The following is a 15,534-nucleotide window of genomic DNA, read 5'->3' as shown; positions in this document are numbered from 1 at the left end:
GTTGTTGAATGGAGAACCTGTGAAATAGTTCCTGACTCAGGATATTAACACATCGGCACCGGGTGTCAGGTGGCGCGCGTCAGCGGCGGACCTCCTGCCACTGGCGCTCAAGGCGCTGGGGGGAAACCGTTACAGCGGTTCCCAGCTGCTGTGCGAAATACGACACACGGTATTCCTCCAGCATCCACCGGTAGGTGATCAGGGCCTCGTCCTCGATCCCCTGCACGGCCAGTGCCTCGCGCCTCTCAACGTAGCGTTCCCAGAAGGGCTGGAACTCCGAGAGAAAGGCCCGCTCACGACCTGCTTCCCGGGGCATCTTGTCCAGACGGATCAACGCCGCGTCCATATAGCGCGGAAAATGCTTCAGCCACTCCGGTGGTGTTGCCGCCATGAACCCCGGGTAAATCAGCTGGCTCATCTGGAACTTGAGGTCCGCCATGCTCTGGGCAACGTTCAGCGGGATCTTGCCCTTCAGCCCCTTCATCACCTGGTGATGGCGCTCCATGATCTGGAGCAGGAGCCGGCTGTTGGCTTCCAGCGCGGGCACGAAGCCGCTGCGGCCGCTCTCAAGACAGCTCTCCAGATCCCGCTCGCTGCGTGGCAGCGCCTGATCCGCCAGGAAGTGGGACTGGGCCGTTGCAATGAGCAGGTCGTCCAGCAGCTCTGTCTTGCGCCCGACCGGGGCGAACAGCAGCGAGGCTTCGTGGAAACCGGGCAGTCGTCGATCCAGATCCCGCAGCGTATTGCCGAGCCGGTTCACCAGGATGCGCGCAATCCCCCGGCGATTCAGGTACCAGGCCCGGACCGGATCCAGCACCTGGGTCTGGCGAACCCCCTGCCCCTCATCCTCCAGCACCGGATAGACACGAACCTGCATGCCGCCCTGCTCGGTCTCGACACTCTCCGGCAGCTCGCCCCCCGGCCAGTCGGAGACAACCCTCTCGACTTCGGATTCCTCAGGGGCCTCCTGCATGGCACTTTCCAGCGCCTGGTGGGCCTCGTCCTCGTGGCGGGCGATCAGCCCTTCCACATCCCGCCCCTGATCCAGGATGTTGCCCTTGTCATCAATCACCTGCACGTTCATGCGCAGATGGTCCGGCAGGTGATCCGGATCCCACGCATCCTCGGGTATCCGCACGCCGGTCATCCGCTGGAGCTGCTCACCGAGCCTGCGGGTCAGTGGTTCATTGCAGGGGGTGAGATTAGCGAGGGCGGCGTCCACGAAGTCGGGCACCGGCACAAAGTTGCGGCGCAGTGACTTGGGCAGGCTCTTCACCAGCGCGATGGCGCGATCGCGCAGCAGCCCCGGCACCAGCCATCCCAGCCGCTCCACCGGCAGCTGCTTGAGCGCCATGATCGGCACCCGGATGCTCACGCCGTCTTCCGCCGTACCCGGTTCGAAGTGATAGCGCAGTTCAAACGTGAGGCCATGCCACTGCAGCGTATCGGGATACAGGCTCTGCGTGTCCGTCCCGGGCTCTTTCTGGAAGACATCGGACTCGGTCAGGTAGAAGCGACTGAGTTGCTCGTCATTAAGCTGCTTCCACCAGCGCTCAAAACCCTTGCCACTGACAATGTCGGCGGGCAGGCGCTCATGGTAGAACTGGAACAGGGTCTCCTCATCCACCAGCAGATCCCGCCGGCGAACCTTGTCCTCCAGCGAAGTGACCTCTTCGATCAACTCCTGATTGGCCAGCACGAAGGGGGCCCTGGTCCTGTACTCGCCTTCAACCAGGGCCCGACGGATGAAGATCTCCCGCGACAGTTCCGGATCGATCCGGGCATACCCCACCCGGCGATTCGAGACGATGGTCAGGCCATAGAGTGTGACCGACTCCATGGCCATGACCTGGGCCCGCTTCTTCTCCCAGTGCGGCTCAGCGTGGTTGCGCCGGACCACGTGTTCGGCGAGTGGTTCGATCCACTCCACCTCGATCCCCGCCACCATGCGCGCGAACACCTGGCTGGTCTCCACAATCTCGGCGGCCATGATCCACTTCGGTGGCTTCTTCGCCAGCGCGGAGCCCGGAAAGATCCGGAATTTGCGGTTACGCGTCCCGTGGAACCAGCCCTTCTCCTCCTTCAGCGCCACGTTGCCCAGGAGGCCGGCCAGAAGCGCCCGGTGCACGGAACCATAGTCCGCCGGCCGCTGGTTCACCCGCATGCCCTGCTCCTTTGCCAGAAGCAGGATCTGGCGGTGAATGTCGCGCCACTCCCGCATGCGCAGGAAGGCCACGAAATGCTTTCGGCACCATTTCTGGAGCTGATTGCCGGACAGCGTCTGGCGCTGCTCCTCCCAGCTGTTCCAGAGATTGAGCAGACTGTTGAAGTCCGAATGGTTGTCGCGGAACAGCGCATGCGCCTGGTCCGCCTGGGTCTGCTTGTCGCCCGGGCGTTCACGGGGGTCCTGGATACTCAGCCCAGCCGCGATCACGGCTACCTCGGCCAGGCTGCCCTCCCGCTCGGCCGCCAGCAGCATGCGCGCCAGCCTCGGGTCCACCGGCAGCCGCGCCATGCGCTGCCCAGCCTTGGTTACTTTTCGCCCCCGATCCACGGCCCCCAGCTCTTCCAGCAGCTTGTAGCCGTCGTTGACCAGGCGCTTATCCGGTGGGTCGATGAAGGGGAAGCGCTTGACGTCGCCCAGGCCCATGTTCGTCATCTGCAGAATCACGGACGCCAGGTTGGTCCGGCGGATCTCCGGGTCCGTGAACTCGGGCCGGTTCAGGAAATCCGACTCGTCATAGAGTCGAAAACAGATCCCGGGGGCCACACGCCCACAGCGCCCCTTGCGCTGCTCCGCGCTGGCCTGGGCGATGGGCTCAACCGGCAGGCGCTGCATCTTCGAGCGCACGCTGTAACGGCTCAGCCGCGCCAGACCCGTATCGATCACGTAATGGATGCCCGGCACTGTCAGCGAGGTCTCGGCCACATTGGTGGCCAGCACGATCCGCCGCCCGCCATGGGGCTGGAACACCCGGTTCTGCTCGCGGTTCGACAGCCGCGCGTACAGCGGCAGCACCTCGGTGTGCTGAAGATCCGCATGGCGCAGCTCCTTGCTCACCTGCCGGATGTCCCGCTCCCCCGGCAGGAACACCAGGATATCCCCGGGCCCCTTGCCCTGATCCTTCTCGTAATCCTCGATCTCGTGAACAATGGATTCAATCGCCCCCGGCCAGCCCGACTCCGGATCCTCGGAGTCCGCCAGCGGCCGATACCGCACCTCCACCGGATGCGTCCGCCCCGAAACCTCCAGTACCGGCGCATCGTCAAAATAGGCACTGAACCGGTCCAGCTCGATGGTCGCCGAGGTAATGATCACCTTCAGGTCAGGCCGTTTCGGAAGAATCCGTTTGAGCGCCCCCAACAGGAAATCGATGTTCAGACTGCGCTCATGGGCCTCATCCACAATGATGGTGTCGTAGCGGTCCAGGAAGCGGTCATGGGTCAGCTCATTCAGCAGGATGCCGTCCGTCATCACCTTGACCAGCGAATCCTCACTGGTCTGGTCACTGAAGCGCACCTGGTAACCCACCGTCTCACCGACCCGGGTCTCCATTTCCTCCGCCAGACGCTGCGCCACCGTGCGCGCCGCAATCCGCCGCGGCTGGGTATGCCCCACCAGCCCACGCCGGCCACGCCCGGCCTCGAGCGCCATCTTGGGCAGCTGCGTCGTCTTACCCGAGCCGGTCTCACCGGCAACAATCACCACCTGGTGCTGCTCCAGAAGCGAACGGATATCCTCCGCCCGTTCCGAAACCGGCAGCGACTCGGGGTACGAAATGGACGGCACCAGCAAGCGCCGCCGCGCCAGCGCTTCCTGCCCCTCTTTCAGAAGTGCCTCAATCCGCTCCTGGGTTTTGGAATCCGGCTCGCCCTTGCCCATCAGCCGCAGAATGCGCGCAGTCTCCCACTGCCGGCAGTCAGCCAGGGATTGCTTGATCTGTGTTCGCCAATCAGTACTTTGCTCAGTCAATGACAGATGCGCTCCGGAATGCAGGGATCTCAAAGGTGGAGTGAGGAGGGGACTGTTGATCGGGAAGCTCTGGAGCCATGGATGGCGGAAGAGCAGCGTACAGGGACGTATTTACAGCGTTTCCCGATCAACAGTCCCCTCCTCACTCCGCCCGGCAGCCCCTCGTCAGGCTTGTATCTTGAGCATCCATAGACCAAAAAACCCCGCCTGAACCAGACGGGGTTTCCAAGTAACGGCAACTGAACCCAATCAGCTGTCCCGAAGCTCCTTCCGCAGAATCTTGCCGACGTTACTCTTGGGCAGCTCATCCCGGAATTCAACATGCTTCGGCACCTTATAGGCCGTCAGGTTCTCACGGCAGTACTTGATGATCTCCTCTTTGGTCACATCCTGCTCCTTCGCGACCACAAAGATCTTCACCGCCTCACCGCTCTTGTCATCCTGAACGCCCACGGCGGCACACTCCAGAACCTTCGGATTCCCCATCACAACGTCCTCGATCTCATTCGGATAGACGTTGAAACCGGATACCAGAATCATGTCCTTCTTGCGGTCCACGATCCGTACAAAACCATCCTCCTGGATCATGGCCACGTCACCAGTGCGGAACCAGCCTTCTGAGTCAATGGACTTGCTGGTCTCCTCAGGGCGCTGCCAGTACCCCTTCATCACCTGTGGCCCCTGGACGCAGAGCTCGCCGGCCTCACCGACCTGCTGATCATTACCCTCGTCGTCAACGGTCTTGATCAGAGTTCCCGGAATCGGGATACCAATAGTGCCGACCTGCGCGTTTCCAAGCGGGTTCAGGCTCACTACCGGCGAGGTTTCCGTCAGGCCATAGCCCTCAGTGATCTCGCAGCCGGTGACCTGCTGCCACTGATCCGCCGTTGGCTTGGTCAGTGCCATGCCCCCGGCAACCGTGATCTTCAGGTTACTGAAATCCAGGTTGCGGAAATCCTCGTTGTTTGCCAGCGCCACGAACAGCGTGTTCAGACCCATGAACACCGTGAACTGCCATTTCTTCAGCTCCTTGACGAAGCCCGGGATATCACGCGGGTTCGGAATCAGGATACTGTGACTGCCACTTTCCAGCATGACACCGCAGTTCATGGTGAACGAATAGATGTGGTACAGCGGCAGCGGCGCGACCACCACTTCCCTGCCCTCATCCATCTGCTTCTCAACCATCGGCTTGACCTGGAGCAGGTTCGAAACCAGGTTGGAATGGGTCAGCATGGCACCCTTGGCCACGCCCGTGGTGCCACCGGTGTACTGCAGCACCGCAATGTCCTCGCGCTGGATGCTGACGGGCCTGTAGGTAAGGCCGGCGCCGGTCCTGAGCACTTTCGGGAAGGCGTGCGCCTTCGGCAGATTGTAGGCCGGCACCATCTTCTTCACGTGTTTGACCACGCTGTTCATAAGCTTGCGCTTGAGCGGCTTGTGCAGATCCGCAAGCTCGGTGACGATGACGTGCTCAAGGCCCGTGTTCGGCAGCACCTTCTCAACATTGCTCGCCATGTTCGCCAGGACGATCAGGGCCCGGGCACCGGAATCGTTGAACTGGTGCTCCATCTCGCGGGTGGTGTAGAGCGGGTTGGTGTTCACCACCACCAGACCGGCCCGCATGGCACCAAAGATAGCGATCGGGTACTGGGGAATATTGGGCATCTGGATCGCGATGCGATCGCCCTGCTGGAGATCCGTCTCGTTCTGGAGCCAGGCTGCGAACGCGCGGCTGTAGTGGTCCAGATCCCGGTACGTCAGTGTCACGCCCACACCACTGAACGCGGGCCGGTCCGCAAACCGCGCCACGGATTTCTCGAACACATCCAGCATGGTGCTGTACTGGTTCGTGTCCACCTCCCGGGAGAGATCTGACGGGTACTTCTCTTTGAAAAACTGCTCCATATCCATGACGGATCTCCTGAGTAACCTGTCGTTTGATTAGTGTTTTTGTGGCTTCGGATCTTAAAGCCTTTTTACGGTCACGTCATCCGTGTGCGATGTGGCTCAGCGGCTGAGATAGCGCATCGCCGACTCCAGCCCCTCCAGGGTCATCGGGTACATCTGGAAGCCCACCAGCTTCTGGATCATCCCCAGGGAACCACCCTGCCCCCAGTAATCCTCGGGCAGCGGGTTGAGCCAGACCACCTTGCTGAAGTGGTCCGTAAGGCGCTGGAACCAGGTCGAGCCCGCCTCCTCGTTCCAGTGCTCGATCGAACCGCCTGGATGGCTGACCTCATAGGGCGCCATGGTGGCGTCGCCCACAAAGACCACCTTGTAATCCGAGGGATAGGTGTTGATCACCTCCCAGGTGGGCGTGATCTCCGTGGTACGGCGGCTGCTGTCCTTCCAGACACCCTCGTAGACGAAGTTGTGGAAGTAATAGTACTCCAGGTGCTTGAACTCCTCCCGGCAGGCCGAAAACAGCTCCTCGCAGACTTTCACGTGCGGGTCCATGGAGCCACCCACATCAAAGAACAGCAGCACCTTCACCGCGTTGTGGCGTTCCGGGACCATTTTCAGATCCAGGTATCCCCCATTGCGGGCGGTGTTGCGGATGGTGTCGTCCATATCCAGGTGCTCGGGCGCACCCTCCCGGGCGAACTTGCGCAGGCGCTTGAGCGCCACCTTGATGTTGCGCGAGCTGATGGTGACGTTGTCATCCAGATCCCGGTATTCGCGCTTCTCCCAGACCTTGACCGCGCGCCCGTGCCGGCCTTTCTCCTGGCCGATGCGATAGCCTTCCGGGTTATAGCCATTGGCGCCGAAAGGCGACGTACCACCGGTCCCGATCCACTTGTTGCCACCCTCGTGGCGGTCGGTCTGCTCGTCCATGCGCTTCTTGAAGGTCTCGATCAGCTCCTCGAGGCCTCCAAGGGAGTCGATCTGCGCCTTTTCCTCTTCGGAAAGGTGTTTCTCGAACTCGGAGCGCAGCCAGTCATCGGGAATCAGCGCCTCAAGCAGTTCATCCAGGTTCTCGATGCCCTTGAAATAGGCATCGAATGCCCGGTCGAACTTGTCGTAATGGCGCTCGTCCTTCACCAGGCACAGGCGGCTCAGGAAGTAGAAATCCTCCAGATCGGCAAATGCCAGGCGCTTCTGGAGCGCCTCGGTCAGGTCCAGGAATTCCCGCAGGCTGGCCGGCACTCCGGCACGGCGCACTTCCAGGAAAAAGTCGATGAGCATAGGGCCCCCGCTGTCAGTGGATCCGCGCTTCAGTCAGCGTATCAGCGACGCCGGCGCGCCATGAATGCCAGTTTCTGAAGCAGGTGCACATCCTGTTCGTTCTTGACCAGCGCACCGTAGAGCGGCGGCAGCGCATTGGAGGTGTCCTTGTCCTGGATCACCTTCTGGGCCAGATCATCCGCCATCAGCAGCTTGAGCCAGTCAATCAGCTCGGAGGTGGAGGGCTTCTTCTTGAGGCCGGGAACACGGCGCACATCGAAGAAGATCTCCAGCGCATCCTGCACCAGCTGCTGCTGGATGCCCGGGAAGTGAACGTCCACGATCTCCTTCATGGTGTCGTGGTCGGGGAAATCGATGTAGTGGAAGAAGCACCGGCGGAGGAAAGCATCCGGAAGCTCCTTCTCGTTGTTACTGGTGATGACCACGATGGGGCGCTGCTTGGCCACCACCTGCTGCTGCGTCTCGTACACATAGAACTCCATGCGGTCGAGTTCCTGCAGCAGGTCGTTGGGAAATTCGATATCCGCCTTGTCGATCTCGTCGATCAGGAGCACAGCCCGCTGGTCTGCCTCGAACGCTTCCCAGAGCTTGCCCTTGACGATGTAGTTACCGATGTCGTGAACCTTGTCGGAACCCAGCTGGGAGTCACGCAGGCGCGAAACCGCGTCGTACTCATAGAGCCCCTGCTGCGCCTTGGTGGTGGACTTGATGTGCCAGGTAATCAGCTCGGCGCCGACGCCCCGCGCCATCTCCTCGGCCAGCATGGTCTTGCCGGTACCGGGTTCGCCCTTGATCAGGAGCGGGCGCTCCAGCGTGATGGCCGCGTTGACCGCCATCTGGAGCTCATCCGTGGCAACGTAATTCTCGGTACCCTCAAATTTCATGTCAGCAACACCTCAGTCAGGAAACCTGCGGCCATGGAGCCCTGCTCAATCAGGGTCCGGCCTTCTGCGAGGTGCGAAGTATATAGGCAGGGCGTCGGGGCCAACAAGTAAGCGGTTGGCCCCAAAAGCGGAAACACGTCCACTCATGGTCAGTGACCGTCAGCGATCACGGTTTCCGTCGTCCTCTTCTCCGGAATCCGCCCCGTCCTCCTGGTCCGGAAGGTCATCGAATTCGGAAATGTCGAAGTCCTCAAGCGAGAACTCATCCTCATCCGCGTTCTGCTGGTTCTCTTCCAGGATCTGGTCGGCCAGTGCCTCCGGCTCCTCGGGGGGCTCGTCATCGCCAAGGGTCGGAATACCCTCATCCTGCTCGCCGGTCTCCTCCTGCGCCCCGGAATCCGACGCTTCTTCCGTTTCCGGTTCCTGTTGCTCTGGCTCAGTGTCCATTCCTGAAGCCGGATCCGGTTCACCGGATCCGACAGTGGTGTCCATGTCGTCCACTGTGGGGATGGCTTCGTCGGCCGGGCTGCTCTCGTCGGTGTCCGCAGCCTCCGACTCGGAGGCTGTTTCATCACCGGGATCCGTCTGCTGCGCCTGGTACGCAGCCGCCGCCTCGGCAAGCGAGGTTCCCTCGTCCTGTTCAGGCTCGCCCTCCTGCATCTCCGGCTCCGGCTCCGGCTCCAGATCCACTTCCAGGGCCGGCTCTTCCTGATCAGCGACCGCATCCGAGGGTTCCGTTTCAGGTTCGACGGGAGACTCCGGCGACCCTGTCTCCTGTTCACCGCCGTTGCCACGCCGACGCAGCCACCACCAGAGTCCACCCGCGATGGCGGCCAGCCCGATCAGGCCGCCGCCGGCACTGCCCCAGAGCAGCCAGTTGATGCCGGCCTCCGGTTCAGACGGCTCTTCCGGCACTTCAACCGGCTCGGGATCAAACAGTGGCTCTTTCTGTTCAGGTTCGGACGGGGTCTCGGGCTCGGGCTCGGGCGCAGGCTCCGGCTCGGGTGCCGGTTCAGGCTGCCGGGGTTCGGGCTCGAGCGTCCGGTAGTCCGCCGTATCCGCCTTTCGCGGGAATTGCGCCGCGAAAGCGGGAGTATCCAGCGACACTTCCCGTCCGTCCTGGGTTTCCGCCTGCATACGGAGACGTACCTGATAGGTGCCCTCACCCCGCTCGCCATGGAGGGTCAGTATGCGTTCGCTGCTGCCTGAGACCGGCTCCAGTGCCTGCTTCCTTATTTCACCATCCGGGCCTGTCACTGAAGCCTCGACCTGGATACTGTCCGCCTCCAACCCTGGATCCCGCGGCATTACCCGGAACGTCCACCGGCTGTCGTCGCCGGTTCCAAGGCCCTGGATCTCCGTGTCAAAAGGTGGGGCCAGTGTTACCTTCTGGCGCTGGCTGCGCTGGAAGGTTTCGCCTTCACCGATAAGCCGGACCTCGTATTGCCCGGGTTCGGTCAGGGTCCGGATTTCGCCATTGAAAATGCCATTGGAGGGAACGCGGTCGCCGGAAAGCCGGACGGTTCCCTGACGGTCACCTTCCGCATTCCGGATCTCCGCCCGGACATCCATGACGCCAAGGAAATCCTCATCCGTCAGCCTGTCACCGTCCTCATAGAAGGCCACTTCCAGATCCAGAATGTCCGACGCGAAGAAGCGTGTGGGCAGATCACCCGCGGCCATGCGCAGCTCACTCACCACCTTGATGCGGCTGTCCGGCCCCACCATGGCATCCACCTCCCAGCGCCCGGTCGCGGGATCCGGAATGGTCACCAGATCATAGGTCTCCGCACGGTGCCAGCGGGCCTTTTCCGGCAGGCTGTTGCGCGTCACCCGATTGCCCGAGGGATCAACGAGTTCCGCGGACTCACTGCCCTGATCCCGGAAGATCAGCGCGGTGAATTCATCCACGCTGTCATCGATGGAGAAGCCGTTGTTCTCAAGCGGCACTTCTTCCGTTGGAGAAGCTGCCCCAAAGGCTGAGAGGAAGGCGCTGATCAGCTCCGAATCGGAGCGGGCAATGGCGTGATGGCCCCCGGTCTCGGCGGCGAGCTGCTCCAGCAGCGGCCGATCGGCTTCATCGGAAAGCGCGATGGTATGCAGACGCGCGCCGTGCTCGCGGAAGTGACCGAGCACGTCATCAAGGATGCGCTGGCGCTCTTCCCGGCTGGCTTCCTCCCCTTCCGGGACATCCACCATGCCGTCGGTCAGCAGAACCACATGGGTGTTGTCGTAGCCCCCACCAGGCCAGAAATCCTCGGTGGCGGTCTCCAGCGCACGGCCTATATGGGTGTACTGGCCGGGGGAACCGATGCGGGAACGGGCATCCCGCATCTCTTGGCGCCACTGGTCATCAACCTCTTCCAGAGGTACCAGCATGTTGACGTAACGCGCAAAGGTCCACAGGCCACTACGGGCCCCTTCAGGCATGAGTTCCGCCAGCATGGGCACTGCCTGTCCCCGCAGATTGTCGGGGTCGGTGCGTTTCATGCTCCCGGAAACATCCACCACAAACCGCACGTCGATGTTGTCGGGCAGCTCCGGTGCCTCGGAGGCCTGTTCCTGCGCCTGGGCGCTCACCAGCCACGTCACCGTGAGCAGCAGAATGGTCAGGAGTGCGTGGAACGATCTGAACGCTGACTTTCCCATGGTGGCCTTATTAAAGCGGTTGATTACATTCAACCTATAGCAGGAATCCCGCGGAATGAAAGCGCTGGTCAAGCGGGTGTCAGCTTTTCCGGCGCCGGTAGCGAACCCAGCCGGAATCCAGGGCCAGCGCGAGCAGCATGACAATGGCGGCGAGTGCGTAGACAAACAGGGTGCGCCCCATCACGTCCGGCTGTTCAAGCACCACGGCATAGAAGAAATTCAGCCACGCGGGCACCAGCCATTCCGCGGCCCGCTCCGAGGCCACCGGGGTCAGCAGAACCACCGCGAACAGGCCCTTGAGGAACTGGCGGAGGATGCGCAGTGGCAACCACCACACGATCACAGCCCAGAAGCGGTAGACGACCAGGAAGCCAAGCAGATAGACCGCCCAGGCAATATTGTATTCAGTCAGCAGCATGTCCATGGACCTAACCGGTAACCTCCGTCTCCTTAGGGGGCATCTGGAGATAGAAGCCCTGGTCCCCGATCGCCGCAATCACATCACTGGCACTGGCCCGTGCCAGCTTCCGGTCCGGGGTCAGTACCAGATCCATGGCATGAATCGGATGGCCAAAATAGGTCATCAGTGATGACGGAAGCGTGGCCGGATCTGTCTCCCTTGGCACGAACACGTACATGCCTTCACGCTTGCTGCTGCGGTAGATGCTGATCAGATGCTTGTCACTCATGGAAACAGGCTTCCAGTTCCTCTCTGCGGGGTGCCAGTGCCCGGCCGCGCCAACCCTGCGTCAGAAGCTCGGGCAGCCGGCCCTCACGCAGACCGGTGCGGACGGCTGGCTCAAGATAACGCCTAGAAGCGATGAGTTCCAGCGGCAGACCCAGGCTTTCCGCCTGCTCGGCCAGAATCCGCTTTACGTTCCGGTAATGATTCTTCTCACTGCGGGTTAACGGCGCCGGTATGGGCTCGAGGGACTGCTCCGGACCCTCAACCACCTCTGAAATCACCGCCAGAAGCGCATCACCCTCGCGCCGCACGACCCCGCTCGGCATATCCTCGATGGCCGCAAGCGCCTTACGGCTGCGCGGTACCGCTTCGGCCAGACGGATCAGAAACCGGTCCTCAATGACCCGGCCACGCGGGCGATCCAGTTCCCGGCACCGATGCTCACGCCAGGCGCACAGTGCCCGCAGTACGGCCTGGTTGCCCGGGCGCAGCCGCCAGGCCCCGGTAAGTCTCAGGTAGTAGGATTCAGGAGCATCAGCCACGCTCTGGCGTTCGCACCAGGTCCGGCTCTCCTCGGCCAGAGCCTCCTGGAACCCCCTGGCCGTAACCTGCTCCATAAGCTGCTCATGGAGCGGGCGCAGGTAATGCACATCGGCCACGGCGTAGTAGAGCTGGGCATCGGACAGCGGGCGTGCCAGCCAGTCCGACCGGGTTTCGCCCTTGCCGAGGGCCACTCCGAGACAGGATTCGACCAGCCTGGCATAGCCCACGGACATACCATGGCCGGCAAAAGCCGCCGCCAGCTGAAGGTCCAGGGCGCCGCGCACACGGACACCAAGCCAGTCGCGGAACAGCTCGATGTCCTCACTCATGGCGTAAAGGTGTTTCGGCCGTTCCGGGTCCTCCAGCAGCCTGCGCAGCGCTCCGGAACCCTCGGCCGCCCGGGGTTCCACCAGCGCGGTGCCCCCTGCTGCGGCCAGCTGCACCAGCCCCGGGATCGCATGGAAGGTGGTCACCCGTTCGAATTCGGAGTCCATGCCGACGGGATACTCCGGCGGCAGAGCAGCCAGCCAGTCATCCAGCTGTTGCGGGGTGTCCAGCCAGGCGGCCTGATCCGGGTTGGGTTGCTCCATGGGTGACTCCACTACCCGGCAAAAGGCCGGCGGCCCCGCAGGGCATGACTGAGCGTACCGCCATCGACACCGCCCAGTTCGCCCCCCACGGGAAGCCCCTGGGCAGGCCGGGTGATCGTGACCGTTTCCGGATCCACACGGTCCGCGATGTAATGGGCGGTGGCATCGCCCTCCACGGTGGCATTGGTGGCCATGATGAGCTCGGTCACACCCCGCTCATGGATCTGGGCCAGCAGCTGATCCACCCCGATATCCTCAGGGCCGATGCCATCAATGGGAGACAGATGGCCAAGAAGTACAAAGTAGTAGCCCCGGTAATCCCCTGATTGCTCGATGGCGGCGAGGTCGGCGGGCGATTCCACCACACACATCAAGGAACCGTCCCGCCTGTCATCGGCACAGACCGGGCACAGGGCGTCCTCGGCAAAGGTCTGACAGCGCTCACAGCGACCGATATTGGCCAGGGCATCGTCAAGCTGGCGTGCCAGTGCGCCAGCCCCCGAGCGATCGCGCTCCAGGAGCTGGAAGGCCATGCGCTGGGCGGACTTGCGCCCCACACCGGGCAGGCACTGCAATGCATCAATCAACGCCTCAAGGCGCGGACTCAGACTCATGGGCCCTCCGGCTCAGAACGGCATATTGAAACCGGGGGGCATGCCCATGCCCTGGGTCATGTTGCCCATCTTCTCCTTCTGGTATTCCTCGACACGGCGCACTGCATCGTTCACCGCCGCCGCCATCAGGTCCTCCAGGACTTCGCGACTCTCATCCATCAGGGACGGATCAATGTCCACGTTGCGCACATCGTGGCGCCCGTTCATGGTCACCTTGACCATGCCCGCCCCGGATTCCCCGGTAACCTCGGCCTTGGCAATTTCTTCCTGCGCCTTCTGCAGGTCTTCCTGCATCTTCTGCGCCTGCTTCATGATGTCGTTCATGCCACCTTTCATCGTGCCACCTCTCTACTGTCTGGTGCCGCCGCTGGTGAAGCCTGCGGAGGCTTTATACTGTCTTCAATCACCTGGCCGCCGAAACGCTCCACAATCTGCTGCACCACGGGATCCCCGTGGATGGCGCTGACAGCGTTCGCCTGCGCCTCTTCCATCTGCGCCTGCCGGTGGGCTGCGGGGGTTCCCCCGCCCGGCTCACCCTCGCGGAAGACCAGGGTAATGCTGCTGCCCGCCACAGCTCCCACAGCCTCACGGATACGTTGCTGGTGGCGCTCATGCAGCAGCTGGTAATGCCCGGCGGCCAGCGTCAGAACCCAGGCCCCTTCCTCCTCATGGCAGGCCGCGTTGGCGGCCAGCGTCGCCGGCATGCCCTGAAGGGGCAGCTGATCGAAATCACGGCACCAGTCAAAACCGGGGCTTACCGCGGGCTTCTCGGCAGAAGCCGGCTCCTGGGGCTCCTCCGTCGCTGGCGATGCGTCTCCGGCATTCCGGTCCGCCTCATCCTCGGGAATGGGCGGCTCTGGCTCGGGCACCGGTTCCGGCGCTGGTTCGGGGTCGGGAGCGGGTTCAGGCTGAGGCTCTGACTCGGGCTCCGGCGGGGATGCCGGCGGTTCCCCAGCGCCCGAGGCCTCCACCGCCGGCTCCGAGCGGCCACCCTGTGGTGGGGTCGCAACCGGCTCCGGCCGGAAGGCCAGCATGCGCAGCAGTGCCATCTCAAAGCCCATGCGCGCATCCGGCGTGATTGCCAGGTCCCGGCGGGCCGTCAACGCCGTCTGGTAGAACAGCTGGGCATCTTCCGCACTCAACTGCCCTGCCAGGGTCCGGACCTGTTCCCGGTCCCCCTGGCTGTTGTCATTGCTCCCGGGAATCGCCTGCTCCAGCGAGATTCGATGGAACACATCCAGCATGTCCGCCAGTACCGCGCTGTAATCCGGTGCGTACTCCGCGATCCGGTTTACCTCCCTGAGCAGCTTCTGGCCATCTCGCTGGACCAGGGCATCCAGCATACTGAAGATGTCCGCCCGATCGAGGGTGCCCAGCATCCGGCTGACGCTCTCGGATTCCAGGCGTCCACCGCTGAATGCCACCGCCTGGTCGGTCAGGCTCAGGGCATCGCGCATGCTGCCATCGGCGGCACGCCCCAGAAGCCAGAGGGCACTGTTCTCATACTCAATGCCTTCCTGGGCCAGGATGTGCTCCAGGTGGGACACGATCAGCTCCGGCCCCAGGCGCTTGAGATTGAACTGCAGGCAGCGCGACAGGATCGTGACCGGCAGTTTCTGAGGGTCAGTAGTGGCGAGCAGGAACTTAACGTGGTCCGGCGGCTCCTCCAGTGTCTTCAACAGCGCGTTGAAGCTGTGGCTGGAGAGCATGTGGACCTCGTCAATGAGGTATATGCGGAAACGACCGCGGGTTGGCGCGTACTGGACATTGTCCAGCAGCTCACGCATGTCCTCCACGCGGGTCTGGGAGGCGGCGTCGATCTCGATCAGGTCAACGAACCGGCCATCCTGGATTTCGCGGCAACTGTCGCATTCGCCACAGGGATTGGAGCTGACCCCCTTCTCACAGCTCAGGCACCGCGCCAGGATCCGGCCGATCGTTGTCTTGCCCACGCCCCGGGTACCGGTGAACAGAAACGCCTGATGCAGCCGGTCCTGATCCAGCCCGTGCACAAGCGCCTTCAGCACATGCTCCTGACCAACAAGATCCTGAAACCGGGAGGGGCGCCATTTGCGCGCGAGTACCTGATACGTCATGCCGGACCATCCATTATCTGATGGGATACCTTATCACGGCCTTATCTTGGGCTGGCAAGCAGAGGGCTGATCGGGGAGCAAAGCTCGGGAAGGGAAAAACTGGGGGTGGCCTGCCAGCGACACTCCGGCACACGAATCCACCGCTACGGCTGCTCCCTTCCGGGCCTGACCGGGTTCACGGTTTATCGTTGCGAAGGCACCAGCAGGACCACCATCGCGCTCAGTCCGGCGGCTGATCCCGCCTGCGCTGAGACCGCGGAGTCTATCACCGCCGTAACCCGCGCTTCAAGCGGTAACCATCGTCAAACGGA

General features: G+C 62.6%; 11 protein-coding genes and 1 other RNA gene. All 12 read right to left on the bottom strand.

Features of this window, described 5'->3' with window-relative positions:
* Positions 1-79: 79 nt before the first annotated feature.
* Complete coding sequence (gene hrpA, locus CK501_RS05270; RefSeq protein ID WP_198949408.1) at positions 80-3,973, bottom strand: ATP-dependent RNA helicase HrpA; 3,894 nt, start codon at positions 3,971-3,973, stop codon at positions 80-82.
* A gap of 249 nt (positions 3,974-4,222) precedes the next feature.
* Complete coding sequence (locus CK501_RS05265; protein ID WP_198949407.1) at positions 4,223-5,881, bottom strand: AMP-binding protein; 1,659 nt, start codon at positions 5,879-5,881, stop codon at positions 4,223-4,225.
* Between the two features lie 102 nt (positions 5,882-5,983).
* Positions 5,984-7,162 carry a vWA domain-containing protein gene (locus CK501_RS05260; RefSeq protein WP_095616701.1) on the bottom strand — a complete coding sequence of 393 codons (1,179 nt, stop codon included), beginning with the start codon at positions 7,160-7,162 and terminating at the stop codon, positions 5,984-5,986.
* A 41-nt stretch (positions 7,163-7,203) separates the two neighbouring features.
* Positions 7,204-8,046 carry an AAA family ATPase gene (locus CK501_RS05255; RefSeq protein ID WP_077531241.1) on the bottom strand — a complete coding sequence of 281 codons (843 nt, stop codon included), beginning with the start codon at positions 8,044-8,046 and terminating at the stop codon, positions 7,204-7,206.
* Between the two features lie 159 nt (positions 8,047-8,205).
* Positions 8,206-10,695 (bottom strand): VWA domain-containing protein, encoded by a 2,490-nt coding sequence (locus tag CK501_RS05250; RefSeq protein WP_143421387.1) that lies wholly within the window; start codon positions 10,693-10,695, stop codon positions 8,206-8,208.
* A 79-nt stretch (positions 10,696-10,774) separates the two neighbouring features.
* Positions 10,775-11,113 carry a hypothetical protein gene (locus tag CK501_RS05245; protein WP_143421386.1) on the bottom strand — a complete coding sequence of 113 codons (339 nt, stop codon included), beginning with the start codon at positions 11,111-11,113 and terminating at the stop codon, positions 10,775-10,777.
* A gap of 10 nt (positions 11,114-11,123) precedes the next feature.
* The gene (locus CK501_RS05240) at positions 11,124-11,384 is read right to left on the bottom strand and encodes a YcgL domain-containing protein (protein WP_095616698.1); all 261 of its coding nucleotides are present in this window, start codon (positions 11,382-11,384) and stop codon (positions 11,124-11,126) included.
* Complete coding sequence (locus CK501_RS05235) at positions 11,377-12,513, bottom strand: ribonuclease D (protein WP_095616697.1); 1,137 nt, start codon at positions 12,511-12,513, stop codon at positions 11,377-11,379. Before CK501_RS05235 ends, CK501_RS05240 begins: the two co-directional genes overlap by 8 nt.
* Positions 12,514-12,524: 11 nt before the next feature.
* Positions 12,525-13,127 (bottom strand): recombination mediator RecR, encoded by a 603-nt coding sequence (recR, locus tag CK501_RS05230; RefSeq protein ID WP_095616696.1) that lies wholly within the window; start codon positions 13,125-13,127, stop codon positions 12,525-12,527.
* A gap of 12 nt (positions 13,128-13,139) precedes the next feature.
* Positions 13,140-13,463 carry a YbaB/EbfC family nucleoid-associated protein gene (locus CK501_RS05225; protein WP_095616695.1) on the bottom strand — a complete coding sequence of 108 codons (324 nt, stop codon included), beginning with the start codon at positions 13,461-13,463 and terminating at the stop codon, positions 13,140-13,142.
* Positions 13,460-15,223: a DNA polymerase III subunit gamma/tau gene (dnaX, locus tag CK501_RS05220; RefSeq protein WP_095616694.1), complete on the bottom strand. Its 1,764-nt coding sequence runs from the start codon at positions 15,221-15,223 to the stop codon at positions 13,460-13,462. The genes CK501_RS05225 and dnaX overlap by 4 nt, the downstream gene beginning before the upstream one ends.
* A gap of 108 nt (positions 15,224-15,331) precedes the next feature.
* An RNA gene (gene ffs / locus CK501_RS05215) (signal recognition particle sRNA small type) lies at positions 15,332-15,428 on the bottom strand.
* Positions 15,429-15,534 lie beyond the last annotated feature (106 nt).

Source organism: Halovibrio salipaludis, from assembly GCF_002286965.1.
GTDB lineage: Bacteria > Pseudomonadota > Gammaproteobacteria > Pseudomonadales > Oleiphilaceae > Halospina > Halospina salipaludis.
This window is presented reverse-complemented; position numbering and strand designations above follow the sequence as displayed.